9 protein-coding genes are annotated in these 15,631 nt (G+C 60.9%); 4 read left to right on the plus strand and 5 right to left on the minus strand.

Features of this window, described 5'->3' with window-relative positions; all coding sequences use genetic code 11:
• The first annotated feature begins 40 nt into the window (after positions 1-40).
• Positions 41-499, plus strand: a complete 459-nt coding sequence (locus tag HMPREF2692_RS07545) for a MarR family winged helix-turn-helix transcriptional regulator (RefSeq protein WP_062037089.1) — start codon at positions 41-43, stop codon at positions 497-499.
• Positions 500-4,450, plus strand: coding sequence for a Pls/PosA family non-ribosomal peptide synthetase (locus HMPREF2692_RS07550; RefSeq protein WP_070823281.1), 3,951 nt, complete (start codon positions 500-502; stop codon positions 4,448-4,450).
• 216 nt (positions 4,451-4,666) lie between these two features.
• On the opposite strand, the gene ppk2 is transcribed toward HMPREF2692_RS07550, so the two are convergent.
• From ppk2 to HMPREF2692_RS07570, 5 genes are all read right to left on the minus strand, one after another.
• Positions 4,667-5,566, minus strand: a complete 900-nt coding sequence (ppk2, locus tag HMPREF2692_RS07555) for a polyphosphate kinase 2 (protein WP_062037083.1) — start codon at positions 5,564-5,566, stop codon at positions 4,667-4,669.
• Positions 5,567-5,717: 151 nt separating this feature from the next.
• Complete coding sequence (locus tag HMPREF2692_RS13495) at positions 5,718-5,849, minus strand: hypothetical protein (protein ID WP_256366445.1); 132 nt, start codon at positions 5,847-5,849, stop codon at positions 5,718-5,720.
• Between the two features lie 72 nt (positions 5,850-5,921).
• Positions 5,922-6,110: a hypothetical protein gene (locus tag HMPREF2692_RS07560; protein ID WP_061924768.1), complete on the minus strand. Its 189-nt coding sequence runs from the start codon at positions 6,108-6,110 to the stop codon at positions 5,922-5,924.
• 670 nt (positions 6,111-6,780) lie between these two features.
• Entirely contained in the window at positions 6,781-8,427 is a 1,647-nt protein-coding gene (gene groL, locus HMPREF2692_RS07565; RefSeq protein WP_061924773.1) for a chaperonin GroEL, read from the minus strand.
• 292 nt (positions 8,428-8,719) lie between these two features.
• Complete coding sequence (locus HMPREF2692_RS07570; RefSeq protein WP_082778656.1) at positions 8,720-10,741, minus strand: OPT family oligopeptide transporter; 2,022 nt, start codon at positions 10,739-10,741, stop codon at positions 8,720-8,722.
• 184 nt (positions 10,742-10,925) lie between these two features.
• Here HMPREF2692_RS07570 and HMPREF2692_RS07575 point away from each other — a divergent pair, with 184 nt between their 5' ends.
• Together HMPREF2692_RS07575 and HMPREF2692_RS07580 are read left to right on the plus strand one after the other, a co-directional pair.
• Entirely contained in the window at positions 10,926-12,308 is a 1,383-nt protein-coding gene (locus HMPREF2692_RS07575; RefSeq protein ID WP_070823348.1) for a dipeptidase, read from the plus strand.
• Between the two features lie 377 nt (positions 12,309-12,685).
• Positions 12,686-15,631 (plus strand): Na+/H+ antiporter subunit A, encoded by a 2,946-nt coding sequence (locus HMPREF2692_RS07580; protein ID WP_070823283.1) that lies wholly within the window; start codon positions 12,686-12,688, stop codon positions 15,629-15,631.

Below are 15,631 nucleotides of genomic sequence, written 5' to 3' on the forward strand. Positions count from 1 at the left end.
AATTTAGGTGTTCCGCCGTAGGCGCGTTAGAATCATCGGCATGCCTTCATTGAATTCTATTTCCATCCCTACCGCGCTCCTAGAGTCTCCTTCCTTCCAGCTGGAGCGCCTCCGCCGCCGCACCCGCGACGGCGTCGAGCAAGCGCTCAGCACCCGGCAGACCACCATCCGCGAGTACTGGGTACTTACCTGCCTCGTCGATGGTGACGTTGCTTCTCAGTCCGCGCTCTCCGAGACCCTCGCGATCGACGCCTCCGACATGGTGCGCCTCATCGATTCCCTGGAGGAGCGCAACTGGGCCAAGCGCGAGCGCGATCCGAAGGATCGCCGCCGTCAGATCGTGGCCTCCACCAAGAAGGGCGTGAAGGCCCACAAGGAGCTCGCGGAGCTCGTCGCCGCAGCCGAGGACGAAGCCCTCGACGAGTCCACCTCCAAGCAGCTCAAGCACCTGCGCAAGCTGGCCCGCGCCATCATGTCTTCAAGCGAGGGTGATGCTTAAATGGCGGAAGAGGACGCTAGTACCGGGCGCCACGCGCTGCCCGAAGACCTTTTAGATTCCCGGCAGCCCGGCGCGGGCTTCGTGCATGTTCCGGAGCAATACCTGTTGCGGGATCGCGCGCCGCGCGAGCGCACACTGTGGGACATCGTGCAAACCACTGCAGAGCTAAACCCGGACGCCGCCGCGCTTGACGACGGCGAGGTGCTCACCTACTCAGAGCTCATCACCGATGTCCAGGCATGGGCCGCCGAGCTGCAGGCCAACGGCGTCTGCCGCGGCGACCGCATCGGCATCCGCATGACCTCCGGCAAGCGAGAGCTCTATCTCGCGATTCTGGCCACCTTGGCTGCGGGCGCGGCCTATGTGCCGGTCGACGCAGACGATCCCGACGAGCGCGCCGAGATGGTCTTTGGCGAGGCCGACATCGATGGCCTGTTTACGGATGAGGGCTTCCGATCGCTGCGTTCAGCTGAGCGCGTAGGAAAGGACGCCCACCAGGGTGCACCGACGCCGGATGACACCGCGTGGATCATCTTTACCTCCGGTTCCACGGGCAAGCCGAAGGGCGTGGCCGTCACCCACCGCTCCGCGGCCGCTTTCGTGGATGCCGAGGCCGCACTGTTTTTGGTCGATCACCCACATGGCCCGCTGGGCCCCGACGACCGTGTGCTAGCCGGGCTGTCAGTGGCATTCGACGCTTCTTGTGAGGAGATGTGGCTGGCCTGGGGCCACGGTGCCTGCCTGGTGCCGGCGCCACGCTCTTTGGTGCGCTCCGGCATGGACCTAGGCCCGTGGCTCATCCGCCGCGACATCACGGTTGTTTCCACGGTGCCGACCTTGGCGGGCCTGTGGCCGGCAGAGGCGCTGGACAATATCCGCCTGCTCATCGTCGGCGGCGAGGCCTGTTCCCAGGAGCTGGTAGACCGCCTGGCAACAGACGAGCGTGAGATGTGGAATACATACGGCCCGACGGAGGCGACGGTCGTCGCTTGTGCCCAGCGCATGGTGCCGGGCCAGCCGGTTTCCATCGGCTTGCCTTTGAACGGCTGGGACTTGGTGGTCGTGGATAAGCAAGGCTCCCCGGTGAGCGTGGGCGAGGTCGGCGAGCTGGTTATCGGCGGCGTCGGCTTGGCGCGCTACCTGGATCCGGCAAAGGATGCGGAAAAGTACGCGCCGCTGGACTCGATGGCGTGGGAGCGCGCGTACCGCACGGGCGACCACGTCCGTCTGGAGGAAGACGGCCTGTACTTCGTAGGTCGTATCGATGACCAGGTCAAGATTGGCGGCCGGCGCATCGAGCTCGGCGAGGTTGAAGCCAACGTGGCGGCCCTGCCGAACGTCTATAACTCCGCGGTGGCAGTGCAGAAGACGCCGGGCGGCGAGTCCGTGCTGGTGGGCTACGTTTCCTTGGAGGATGAGGCGAAGGGCTTTGACGAAAAAGCCGCGCACGAGCGTCTGGCCGAGACCATGCCGGCTGCACTCGTCCCGCGCATCTGCGTGATGGAAGAGCTGCCGGTGCGCACCTCGGGCAAGGTGGATAAGAAGGCCCTGCCGTGGCCACTTCCAGGCGTTGGTGTGGAGGCCGCGGGCCTTACCCAGACCGAGCAGTGGCTGGCACAGCTGTGGGTGGAGACGCTGGGCGTTTCTGTCTCGGATGAGAACGCGGACTTCTTCTCCCTGGGCGGCACCTCGCTGGCCGCGGCGACGTTGGTAGGCCGCATCCGTGAGCGCTACCCCACCGTGGCGGTGCGTGACCTCTACGACCACCCGCGCCTGGGCTCGTTGGCCGAGCACATCGGCGGTGTCGAGGAGCGGCCTTCGGCTGCGCCCAAACGCACGGTGCACAAGGTTGGCATGGGCACGCGCGTGGCGCAGACGCTCATCCAGATTCCAGTGATGACCTTGGCTGCGACTTCGTGGCTGACCTGGCTGCTACTTGGCTCGAATGTGGCGCACGCGCTCGGTGTGGATTGGGCGCTGACTACCCCGTGGTGGCTGGTTGCCGTCATGGTGGTGCTCTTTGCGACTCCGATTGGCCGCATCCCGATAGGCGGCATCGGCGCGCGCCTTATCACTGCGGGAATCAAGCCGGGCGACTACCCGCGCGGAGGCTCGGCGCACCTGCGTATTTGGGCCGCGGAGCGCTGGGCTGATGCCTCGGGCTCACGCTCGATTGCGGGCGCGACGTGGGTGAACAACTACGCGCGCCTACTCGGCGTAAAGATTGGCCGCGGCGTGGACCTGCACTCTCTACCTCCGGTGACGGGCCTACTCAAGTTGGGTGACCACGCGGCTATCGAGCCGGAAGTGGATCTTTCTGGCTACTGGCTCGACGGCGACGTACTGCACGTTGGCGCCATCAACGTTGGCGAAGGCGCGCGCGTTGGCGCGCGATCTACCCTGCTGCCTGGCACCAATGTGGGCAAGTACGCCCACGTGGAGGCCGGCTCCACGGTCACGGCTCGAAAGAAGATCAAAGACGGTCAGCGCTGGTCCGGTTCGCCTGCCAAGAAGGTGGGCCGCTCCAAGCACCGCTTCCCCGCCGAGCCGCCAAAGCGCCGCCCGTGGTGGGTTGCGTTCTACGGCGCAACGTCGATCCTGCTAGCCATCCAACCGGTGGTAGCTCTCGCTGTGGGCGCGGCCGTCGTTGTCGCAGGCCTTAGCATGACCGCGGGCAACGACTTCATCGGCTCGATCTTCTTCGCGCCGCTAGGCGCACTGGCGGCATTCGCCTGCTTCATGGCGCAGACCTGGCTGGGCGTGCGGATTCTGTCCATCGGCCTCAAGCCTGGCGTGGCTCCGGTACGGTCTGCTGCCGGCTGGCGCCTGTGGTCCGTTGAGCGTCTCATGGACGAAGCCCGCACGACGCTCTTCCCGCTCTACGCCTCGCAGCTAACCCCGACGTGGCTGCGCTCGCTGGGCGCGAAGATCGGCAAAGACGTGGAGATTTCCACAGCAGTGATGATTCCGAAGCTGACGGACATCAAGGACGGCGCCTTCCTGGCCGACGACACGATGATCGGCGGCTACGAGCTGGGCGGCGGCTGGATGCTCACGGGCGAGACCAAGGTGGGCAAGCGCTCCTTCGTGGGCAACTCCGGCATCACGGGCCCGGGCCGCAAGCTGGGTAAGAACTCGCTGGTTGCGGTGCTCTCCTCGACGCCGAAGAAGTCCAAGTCGGGCTCGAACTGGTGGGGTTCGCCGCCGGAGCGCATGCGCCGCGTGGAGGCCAGCGTTGAGGGCGTACAGGGCGAGTCCCTGACCTATAACCCTGGCTTCGGAGTGAAGGCGGCCCGCGGTCTCGTTGAGACCATGCGCCTGCTCGCGCCGATGACCTCGGCGATGCTGCTGGCAGCAACGTTAGCCACCATGTACGTGCTCGTGGATAACTACGGTGTGGGCCTTGCCTGGGCTGTCTCTGGACTGCTGCTTATGGCAATTGGCGCGGTCAGCATGGCTATCACCGTGGCCGTGAAGTGGATCTGCGTGGGCAAGCACCGCGCGGCCGACCACCCACTGTGGTCCGCGTTCGTGTGGCTCAACGAGCTGCAGGACACCTTCGTTGAGGCCGTCGCGGCGCCGTGGTTCTTCCAGCACACGCTGGGCACTGGGGAGATCAATCTCGGCCTGCGCGCGCTGGGCGTAAAGATCGGCGCGGGCGCCTGGATCGATTCCTACTGGTTCCCGGAGACGGATCTCTGTTACGTGGGCAAGGGCGCTTCCGTGGGCCCCGGCACCGTGGTGCAGACCCACCTCTTCCAGGACCGCGTTATGAGCTTGGATACCGTCACCATCGAAGACGGCGCGACCCTTGCTGCCCACTCGGTCGCACTGCCAGCATCGCTGCTTGGCGACGCCGGCACCGTCGGCCCCGGCTCGCTCGTCATGCGCGGCGACCGCGTGCCCGCCAACTCCGTATGGCAGGGCAATCCAATTGAGCCGTGGGACTAGGCCCGGCCTGCCGCCGATTATCCTCTGCGGAATTGGCTGCAGCGGCATTTTCTCGCCGGCGCGCCTGCCTAGATGCCAAATCGTGGGAAGATTCAGCCATCGTAGGCCCACGATTTGGCAATTAGGGCGATGGGGCGCAAAGCAAAAGGCTGGATGCATCGTGCATCCAGCCTTTCGACGTTCTCAGCCGCTTAGATCCTTAGGGCGAAACTAACGCTAGTCACCAATCTGGTCACGGCCGCGCATAACGATGAGTGGATCCGGCTCACCGACCAGTTCATGGTCCTTGTTGGTGTACTCGAACTTGGAAAGCACGTAGCGCATAGCGTTGATGCGGGCGCGCTTCTTGTCGTTGGACTTGATGGTGATCCACGGCGACTCTTCAGTATCCGTGTAGCGGAACTGCTCCTCCTTCGCGGAGGTGTAATCGTCCCACTTGTCGAGGGAAGCCAGATCCATCGGGGAAAGCTTCCACTGACGCACTGGGTCAATCTGACGAATAGCGAAGCGGGTGCGCTGCTCCTTACGAGTAACGGAGAACCACAGCTTGGTCAGGGAGATACCGGAACCAAGAATCATGTTTTCGAGCATTGGCACCTCGCGCAGGAACTCTGCGTGCTGGGACTCAGTGCAAAAGCCCATGACGCGCTCGACGCCGGAGCGGTTGTACCAGGAGCGGTCGAAGAAGACGATTTCGCCGCCTGCCGGGAAGTGCTGAATGTAGCGCTGGAAGTACCAGGAGGTGGACTCACGCGGGGAGGGCTTTTCCAGTGCGACGGTGCGCGCACCACGCGGGTTCAGGTGCTCGTTGAAGCGCTTGATGGTGCCACCCTTGCCGGCTGCATCTCGACCTTCAAAAAGGATAATGTGGCGCTGGCCGGTTTCTTTGGTCCAGTTCTGCCACTTTAGAAGCTCAATCTGCAGCGCGCGCTTGGTGGCCTCATACTCATCACGCGACATGCGCTCTTCGTAAGGGTAGTTCTCTCGCCAGGTATCGATGGGGGAACCATCCGGCATGATCAGCGCCGGGTCATCCTCATCAGAATCATCGACGACGTAGCCGTCGGTCTTAGCAAGGTCGATCTCGGGAAGTTCGTCGTCTTTAATGTCAGCCATACTCAAAAGTTTACCGGTCACCCAACTATTCGGCGCGTTAAAGTACACCGCAACTCCACCGATTTACCCCTAAGCCCTCCCCCACCCAGACATAGCAAAAGAGCCCCACCAAAAGGTGAGGCTCTTAGAATCGCTTACGCGATGGATGTTCTTAGACGAACATGCCGATCAGCTGGGAAGCGCCCTTAGCAATCTGAACGAGCGGATCGATCAGGGTTGCGTAGATGTTCAGGTCGTTTGCGAACTCGGAAGAACCGATTGCGAAGTTAATGAAGCCGTCCATTTTATCTCCTTAGGACTAGTATTTGAAGATTGAAGATCAGAACCTAAAAGGCCCCGATGAGAAGTAAATGAATTACTTGTTCTCAGCAATCAGGGAAGAGGTGCCTGGGAAGAAGTCAGATGCCTCAGGCTCGGAGGACAGGAAGTCGAAGACTTTGATGGTGTTCTGGAAGAAGGAACCAACGTTGCCCAGGATCTTGCCCCAGCCTTCCCAGGTGTCAACGAAGTTGTCGAGGTGGGTCTGAATCATGGAGAGGTCCATAATGAACTCCTTGGATAGGTTTCGGGTATTTACACCCGAGGGTATTGCGGATTTGCAGACACCCTCTGCGGGCGTCACAAGTAACTATTTTGTCACACAGCGCTCAAAGATCAATCCGAAACTCTCGAGTTCTTAAATCTCGGGAAAGCTCCCCACAGTTCCCAACCGTCACTTTATACACAGCATACTCCAAGTCATTTCTTACTCGAAAGTTAATTAGAATGCCCATTACCAGCGGGTTTTCTGACACTGAACAGAAATGATCAAATTCTTTGGAAAAAGTGTGTAACAAACATCAGGACCCCGCCGATGAACACGGTCCAAAAGTTAGAAATTCAGCAGGAAATTAGTTTCAAAATTGCCCCAATGCGGGGGTGCACCAACGGCCCCAGATTAGCCGTTTCCGCTTCCGCCCGGAGTTCTAGGCAGTCAAATAGAGACAAAGGCGCGACCAATCAACCGCCATTCAGTCTCAAAAATGGGCCACTGGCTGTGAAAATTGTTATTTAGTGTGAAAGTTGAGGTTTGGAAGCACACTTTTCATCTCTTCCGTGTAGCGACACGCGAAAGCGCCCTACGAGAGACGTTCTTTATCTCACGTAGGGCGCCTTAAATCGACAGCATCTAGCTCGCACGGAGCTACATGGACGCCTTTAGGGGTTTGGCTCTATTAGAAGCCCATGCCGCCCATAGCGTCAGCGTCAGGCATGCCAGCGCCTGCACCAGCAGGCTGCGGCTTGTCAGCAACGACAGCCTCAGTGGTCAGGAACAACGCTGCGATGGAAGCAGCGTTCTGCAGTGCGGAGCGGGTGACCTTGACCGGGTCATTGATGCCAGCGGACATCAGGTCAACGTACTCGCCGGTAGCTGCATTCAGGCCCTCGCCTGCTGGCAGGGATGCAACCTTGTCAGCAACAACGCCCGGCTCCAGGCCAGCGTTGTGAGCAATCTGCTTCAGCGGTGCAGACAGTGCCTCACGAACGATCTTGACGCCGGTTGCTTCGTCACCGGTCAGGTCATTCAGCGCATCCAAAGCGGAAGCAGCCTGCAGGAGGGCTACGCCACCGCCGGCAACGATGCCCTCTTCAACGGCAGCCTTTGCGTTACGGACTGCGTCCTCAATGCGGTGCTTGCGCTCCTTGAGCTCCACCTCAGTTGCAGCGCCGACCTTCAGGACAGCAACGCCGCCAGCCAGCTTGGCCAGGCGCTCCTGCAGCTTCTCACGGTCGTAATCAGAATCGGAGTTCTCAATCTCAGCGCGGATCTGCTTGATGCGGCCGTCGATCTGCTCCTGGTTGCCAGCACCCTGGACGATGGTGGTGTCATCCTTGGTGACAACAACCTTGCGTGCCTGGCCGAGGTACTCAATCTCCGCGGTCTCGAGGGAAAGGCCAACCTCTTCGGAGATGACCTGGCCGCCGGTCAGGATGGCCATATCCTGCAGGGTAGCCTTGCGGCGATCTCCGAAGCCCGGAGCCTTAACAGCAACGGACTTGAAGGTGCCACGGATCTTGTTCACGACGAGGGTGGACAGTGCTTCACCCTCAACGTCCTCGGCGATGATCAGCAGCGGCTTGCCGGTCTGCATGACCTTCTCCAGCAGCGGAACGAGGTCCTTGATGTTAGAGATCTTGGAAGAAACCAGCAGGATGTACGGATCCTCGAGGACTGCCTCCTGGCGCTCCATGTCGGTTGCAAAGTAGCCGGAGATGTAGCCCTTGTCGAAGCGCATGCCCTCGGTTACCTCGAGGTCCACGCCGAAGGTGTTGGACTCTTCAACGGTGATAACGGAGTCCTTGTTCACGGAGCCGTTACCCACGGTGTACATAGCCTCAGCGATCTTGGCGCCGATTGCCGGGTCAGCGGCGGAGATACCAGCGGTGGTAGCGATCTCTTCCTGGGTCTCAATCTCCTTAGCGGAAGAAAGCAGGGAGTCAACGACTGCCTTGGTAGCGGTCTCGATGCCGCGCTTGATGCCCATCGGGTTGGAGCCTGCTGCAACGTTGCGCAGACCCTCGCGTACGAGTGCCTGTGCCAGAACGGTAGCGGTGGTGGTGCCGTCACCGGCGACATCGTCAGTCTTCTTTGCTACTTCCTTAACCAGCTCAGCGCCGATCTTCTCATAAGGATCTTCCAGCTCGATCTCGCGAGCGATGGAGACGCCATCGTTGGTGATGGTCGGAGCGCCCCAGGACTTCTCCAGGACGACGTTACGACCCTTCGGGCCGAGGGTGACCTTTACTGCGTCGGCCAGCGTGTTCAGACCACGCTCAAGGCCGCGACGTGCCTCTTCATCGAAAGCAATAAGCTTTGCCATTGTGTTTGTGCTCCTTGATTTGTTTAGGACGACACTCACGTCTGTATCTATACGGACGCCCGCGACGGCACGGCTGGTGAGTGTTAACCAGCCTCAACCACATAGATGAGATTTTCTGGCACTTACCCGGTGGGAGTGCTAGCGACCATTCTGGCACTCGACCACTACGAGTGCAAGGAAAGACACGAACGCCCTCCAGTACGTTCGCTGTGAGCGTTCCGGAGGGTGTTCGTGTCAGAAATTAAGTTGCGGAGTTTGCGAAGTTTATTGAGTTCTTCGCGTTTTCGCGGTTCTACTCGGCCTTCTTCACCTTCTTGGCGGTCCAACGGTAAATAAAGCCCAGCACTGTGATGAACAGGATGAGGCCGAAGACGTTAGCGGAGGTGCCACCTTCGAAGATCTCCAGCGGGGACTCGCCGCCGGCTGCCGCGATGATGGCAGCATTGACCACGCCGAACAGAGACTCACCAACGATGAGGCCGGTTGCCAGCAAGGTACCCATGCGCTTGGAGAAATCCGGGTTAGCCTGCCTTGCCGCCCACTTGTCGTAGAAGTAACCCAGGATTGCGCCAATCGGGATGATGATGGTCAGCGCGGCCGGAAGATACATGCCCATGCCCACGGCCAGCGGGGACAGGGAGAACTTCTTGGTGGTCTTACGCAGAACTTCATCAACAACAATGAGAACCGCGCCGATGACGGCACCGGTGAAGATGAGGTTCCAGTCCAGGGAGTTATCGAAGATGCCCGATGCCACCGAAGACATTAGCGCAGCTTGCGGGGCAGCGAGAGCGTCCTCCCCCGCGCCTTCCATGCCTTGGAAGCCGAAGCCGTTGAGCATGATCTGCAGGATCGGGGGAATGACAACGGAGCCGAAAAGGACGCCAATAATCAGCGCAACCTGCTGCTTCCACGGTGTCGCGCCGACGAGCTGACCGGTCTTCAGGTCCTGCAGGTTGTCATTCGAAATCGTGGCGATGCCGAAGACGATGGCCGCGGTGAAGAGGGTATAAGCCACCAGCGAAAGCGGGTCCGCGCTGCTGCCGCGAGTTACCGCGGCAATCAGCAGCGAGGCAGCCAGCACGGCGATGATGCCAACGGAAGAAATCGGCGAGTTAGACGCACCAATCAGCCCCGCCATGTAGCCGCACACGGAAGCGACGATGAGGCCAACCAGCAAGGTAAACAGCACCGAGACCGTAATCAGCACGCCCATGTGCTCGTGGATATCCGTGCCGCGTACGAAGTCCCACAGCAGCAGCGCAATCGGAACCATCAAGATGACGATGGTGCCAAGCACGTACGGGAACGGGATGTCACGCTCGGAGACGTCGACGGTGTGGCCTTCCTTGCGCTTGCGGGAGGAAGCCAGAGACTCAGAAATGCCCTTGATGATCGGGCCAGTGATCTTGATCAGCGTCCAGATCGCGGCGATGGCCATGGCACCGACACCGATGAAGCGGATCTCGCCGGAGAAAACGGAATCGACGGTATCAGCCAGCGCAGTGGCGTCCAGGCCAGAGACGTCGCCCGCAGTGTGCATCGGCAGCAGGAAGAAGTAGGAAATGATGACGCCGATGAGCATGGCAAAGCCGACAGCCGGGCCAACGAGGTGGCCCACACCGATAAGAGCCAGCGACAGCGAAGTACCCAAGGTGGTGGCACCAGAACCCAGCTTGAAGTAGGTCGAGACTGAGGAGGCTGCAGCCTTCATCGCAGCCAACAGCGCCATCACCGCGGAGATAACACCGCCAACCAAGATGACGCGCAAGCCCTGGGCGTTTTCTTCCGCAGCGACTTCCGACGCACCGTTACCATCGCCTACCTTGAGAACCTCAGCGGCGGCAACGCCCTCCGGGTAGGGCAGGTCAGAGCTGGTAATCAGCGCGCGGCGCAGCGGGATCGAGTACATTACGCCGAGCACGCCACCGATGGCGCAGACAGCTGCGGTCTCCCAGAAACTAAATCCCTTCCAGTAACCCACCATGACCAGGCCCGGCAGGACGAAGATGATGGCAGAAAGAGTGCCGGCCGCAGAAGCGATGGTCTGCACAATGTTGTTTTCTTTGACATTGTGCCCGGCAAAGCGACGCAGCACAGCCATAGAAATAACGGCTGCCGGAATCGAGGTGGCGAAGGTCAGGCCGACCTTGAGGCCGAGATAGACGTTGGCTGCGGTAAAGACCAACGTGATGAGTCCGCCGATTAGGATGCCGCGCAGCGTCAGCTCGCGCAAAGAACTTGCATCATTGTCTGTTGCCCCTGGTGAGTGGGACGCAGAAGCGGGGGAAGCCTGGACGGCGTCGTGTGCCATGCCGAGACCTTTCTAACGAGAAACCAATGTGAAGGTATGTGTATTTAATTATCGGAATTAAATATTCTTAGAACTCTAGTTCACCCGGGCACGATCTCAAACGTTCAGGCAATACTAATTTTCGGACAGGTTCCCCAAACAGCACCTGGCGTGCGTGTCCAAGCCTGCGAGTATGTTGGACAACATGACTGCTATTTCTGACTACATCGCAAATGATCGCGCGAATATCTTCGCGCAGCTCAAAGAACTCGTTTCTTTCAACTCCGTACACAACGAGCCGGGCCTCGAGGAAGAAGCCCAGAAGGCAGCGCAGTGGGTTGAGAAGACCCTTACTGACGCCGGCGTCAAGGTCGAGGCGGTGAAGACTGCGGACGGTTCTACCGCGCTCGTCGGCAAGCGCGCCGGCAAAGAGGGTGCCAAGACCGTCCTGCTTTACTCCCACTACGACGTAGTCCCGGTCGGCCCACGCGAGCCATGGGAATCTGACCCGCTGACCCTGACCGAGCGCACTGCACCTTCCGGCGATACCCGCTGGTATGGCCGCGGCGCGGCAGACTGCAAGGGCAACATCGCCATGCACCTGGCCGCCCTGCGCGCTATCGACGCAAACGGTGGCACCGACCTCAACCTGACCTTCCTCATCGAGGGTTCTGAGGAACGCGGCGGCGAAGGCCTGTCCGCACTCATCGAGGAGCGCCCAGAGCTTTTCACTGCCGACGCCATCCTCATCGCCGATGCCGGCAACGCCAAAGCTGGCCAGCCCACGCTGACCACCTCCCTGCGCGGCGGCGCGCAGATCTATGTCCAGGTAGACACCCTCGAAGCCGGCGTACACTCCGGCCAGTTTGGCGGCGCCGCTCCAGATGCCGTTAAGGCGCTGATGCGCGCACTCGATTCCCTGAGCGACGAGCACGGCCGCACGACTATCGACGGCGTCGATTGCGCCGGCACCTGGCCGCTGGCTGAGGGCCAGACCACCGCTTATAAGCCGGAAGATTTCCGCACCGACGCGCAGATGCTTGAGGGCACCCAAATCATGGGCTCACAAGATCCAGCCGGCGCCACCGAAATCGGCGACATGATCTGGGCCCGCCCGGCAGTGACAGTCACCGGCTTTACCTCTACCCCGGTTGCCGAGGCCGTCAATGCCGTTCCGGCTACCGCCGCTGCAAACCTGAACCTACGCACCCCGGCCACCATGGATCCGCGCGCCACTGCCGAGGCCATTGCCGAGCACCTGAAGAACCACGTTCCGTGGGGCGCTCACATCAAGGTCGACATTCTGGAGGCCAACCGCGGTTTCGAGACCGATCCTACAAAGCCAGCCGCAGCGCTGCTCGGCGAGTGCCTAGCTGAGGCATACGGCACTGCGACCATCTCCCAGGGCATGGGTGGTTCCATCCCGCTGACCGTAGAGCTGCAGGAAAAGCACCCGAACGCGGAGATCGCACTTTTCGGAGTGGAGGATCCGCAGGCCACCATCCACTCGGCAAACGAGTCCGTCGATCCAAACGAGATCGAAAAGATCGCCACCGCCGAGGCTTATTTCCTCCAGCGCTTCGCCTAATCGCGCGGCAGACCGCACAGCAGGCGCTGTGACTGCCTTGAGCTCATGGGGCTATTGAGGCTGTATTCAGCCAAAATAGCCCCATATAATACTGCCTAATTAAAAATCTGTGACTTTTGCCGGTTATGCCGGTATAGTGGCCGTATTGGCTGCGCCAAATGTGACACGCCCCCTACTTTCTTTTGAGGCAGGGCGTTGACGCTGCCAGCGGCACCCCTCTAGTGGGGTTTCCTTTTCACAGTGGTTCATCAACCAGGCCTTTTCGGTGGCCTAGATGTCTTCATCGGCGCATGCTCGATTTCGTGTACATATAACGTCGCACGTGCGCCTAAAAATGCTCGCGCGTCTCCATCTTGCAAAGGAGATCCGGCTTAACTGTGCTAACAGTTCTGAGTACTCTAATTCTGGCCACAGTCCTCGCGCCATTTTTGATCTATTACTTGGGCAGACCTGCCTTCGGCATTCTTGCCATCGCCCCAGGCGCTGGCTTTTTCTGGGTACTCAGCCAGCTGACAAACTCCACGTTCCATGACGGCAACGCGCTGCGCTACAACCTGGAGTGGATGCCAGACGCCAACCTCAGCATCACCCTGCGGATGGACGCGCTCTCGGCGCTATTTAGCCTCATCATCTTAGGCATAGGTGCGCTCGTGCTTTTGTACTGCTGGGGCTACTTCGACCAAACCCGGCGGCGCCTTGCGATGTTTGGCGCGCAGATGACGGCCTTTGCCACCGCCATGTTTGGTTTGGTGGTCTCAGACAACATCCTGATGATGTACGTCTTTTGGGAGATCACTTCTCTGCTTTCATTCCTTCTCGTCAGCTACTACGGAGAACGAGCTTCCTCGAGGCGTGCGGCCCAGCAGGCATTGATGATCACCACCCTGGGCGGCCTGGCGATGCTCATGGGCATCATTTTGCTGGGCCGACAGACCGGCCAGTGGACCTTCAGCGCACTCGCAGATTTCGAGCAGATCACACAGACGCCTTATATCACGATCGCTATCGTCCTGATCCTGGCCGGTGCGATCAGCAAGTCCGCCATCGCTCCCGCCCATTTCTGGCTGCCCGGCGCCATGGCAGCGCCGACACCGGTTTCGGCCTACCTACACTCCGCGGCAATGGTGAAGGCGGGTATTTACTTGGTCACCCGCCTCGCCCCTGAGCTGCATGAGGTCGCCACCTGGCATCTCGTCCTCATTCCGCTGGGTCTATTCACCATGCTGTTGGGCGGCTGGATGGCGCTCAAGCAACGCGACCTCAAGCTGATTCTGGCCTATGGCACCGTCTCCCAGCTGGGTTTTATCACCTCCATCGTGGCCATCGGCTCCCGCGAGGCGCTGCAAGCAGGCCTGGCACTGACCTTCGCACACTCGCTGTTCAAGGCTGCTTTGTTCATGATTGTCGGCGCCATCGACCATGCCTCGGGCACACGCGACATCGCCAAGCTTTCCGGCCTTGGCCGCGCTAAACCGGGACTGTATCTGCTGGCCATCATCCCCGCGCTGTCCATGGCTGGTATCCCACCGCTGCTGGGATTCGTGGCCAAGGAGGCAACGCTGGAGGCCATCCTCCACGAGTCCCTCCTCGTAGGAATGCCGCGCAACATGCTGCTCGTCGGCGTCGTGGTGGGCTCTATGCTCACCATGGCTTATGCGCTACGTTTCCTGTGGGGCGCCTTCGCCGTAAAGAAGGATAAAGACGGCGAGCGTCTGGGCACCTCCGAAGCCGTGGAGAACATGCATGCGCTCGCCCCGCTGCTGTGGATTCCGCCGGCAATCTTGACCGCGCTGACCATCTTCTTGGGCCTGCAGCCAAACCCGCTTTCCCTCGGCATCAACCAGCACCTGGACAATCTCTTCGGCCACCACGAGCACACCCACCTAGCGCTGTGGCACGGCATCACCATCCCGCTGGGCCTGTCGCTGCTCATCGTGGTGGTGGGATTCATCGTGCACTGGCAGCGCAATGTGGTGGCCAAGTGGCAGTTCCAGTACCCGGCGCTGGGCTCAGCCGACGCCGCCTACGATTCCGTGCTCCAGGCGCTGCGCACCCTCTCGCTGCGCACCACCGCCTCCACCCAGCGCGGTTCGCTGCAGATGAACCTGTCCATCATCTTCGGCACGCTCATGATCCTGCCGGTCATCATGCTGATCCGCGGCGATCTGACCAACGTGCACATGGAAGTCGCGGAAAACCCATGGCAGGTCGTCGCGGCCGTCATCATCATGGTCGCGGCAATCGCCGCCACGGTGACCGATAACCGTCTCTCCGGCGTCATCATCGTCGGCGTGACCGGCTATGGCCTGTCCTTCATCTTCGCCCTGCACGGCGCACCGGACCTAGCACTAACCCAGCTGCTCGTGGAGACCATCATCATGGTGCTGTTCATGCTGGTGCTGCGCCGCATGCCGGCAAACACCGAGTGGAAGCAAGACCCCAAGGTCTCGCGCCTGCGCGCCTGGCTTGCCGTTGGCGTTGGCCTTAGCGTGACCTTGGTGGGCATGTTCTCCATCAATGCCCGCCGCAGCGAGTCCATCTCCACCTTCATGCCGGAGCTGGCCAAGGAAATCGGCCACGGCGCAAACACCGTCAACGTGCTGCTGGTGGACCTGCGTGCGTGGGATACCTTCGGCGAGATCACCGTCCTGGTCATCGCGGCCACCGGCATCGCCTCGCTGATCTACCGCACCCAGTCCTTTACCCGCTCCTCGCGGCGTCCTACGCTGCGCGTGACCGGGCGTCGCTGGCTGGCGGCCGGTGCGGAATCCGAGCAGGCGCTGAACCGCTCGCTCATGGTGGACGTCACCACTCGCCTGCTCTTCCCCTCGATGATTGCGCTTTCGCTCTACTTCTACTTCTCCGGACACAATGCGCCGGGCGGCGGCTTCGCCGGTGGCTTGGTGGCCGCGCTCGCGCTCATCCTGCGCTATCTCGCCGGCGGCCGCGCAGAGCTCGATGAAGCACTGCCAATCGACGGCGGGCGCACCATGGGCACCGGTCTGCTGATTTCGATCGCCTCGGTGGTAGTCCCCTTTGCCTTCGGCCATCCGCCGCTGACCACCGGCTACACCAAGCTGCCGGTGCCGCTGGTGGGCGATGTCTCACTACCTTCGGCCTTGGTCTTCGACGCCGGCGTCTACCTCATCGTCGTGGGGCTCACGCTCTACATCCTGAACTCGCTGGGCGCCAAGCTCGACGAGGAAGAGGACATGCGTAAGCAGCGCGCCCGCGACCGCGCCCGCTCCCTCGCGCGCCGCCAGCGCAACCGCGCCACGGCGCAATCCGCAAGCCGAACAATGACCTCCGGAAAGGAGAAATAA

It is taken from the genome of Corynebacterium sp. HMSC036D03 (assembly GCF_001836185.1).
Taxonomy (GTDB): Bacteria; Actinomycetota; Actinomycetes; order Mycobacteriales; family Mycobacteriaceae; genus Corynebacterium; species Corynebacterium simulans.